The organism is Oceanospirillum sediminis (assembly GCF_014164585.1).
In the GTDB taxonomy this organism is placed as follows: Bacteria; Pseudomonadota; Gammaproteobacteria; order Pseudomonadales; family Halomonadaceae; genus Oceanospirillum; species Oceanospirillum sediminis.
On record NZ_JACJFM010000236.1, the window covers coordinates 1 to 356 of the forward strand.

Here is a 356-nt window from a genome sequence, read left to right on the forward strand (position 1 = left end):
TATATACAAGGACCAACCAAGGTACATGAAAATGCGACTGAAACCTATACACTCGATAACTTAAATGGTAACATAAACCCTGGACTTACATCTTGGTATTGGCAAGCTTTTGATAATGATATTAATGACTATCATAATGATTCTATTACAGGAGCCTCTTTTGAAATAGAATTTAGTCATCTTTCAGAATATGAGATTTATGCAGAACTTTACGATTCCAATTCCAATTTTGTGGACGATGGATCGTTAGCGGTTACGGTTATTCCTGCCATACCCGATACACCGCCGAACCCTATTTTTTTAAGTAGCACAACAGGCACTGTAACAATACAACGTGTAGGGGAACCACATACGGA

1 protein-coding gene is annotated in these 356 nt (G+C 37.6%); it reads left to right on the forward strand.

Annotation, left to right across the window (positions count from 1 at the left end; genetic code table 11):
• Positions 1–356 (forward strand): hypothetical protein (locus tag H4O21_RS28545; protein ID WP_182812600.1); only part of this gene is annotated, 356 nt, incomplete at both ends.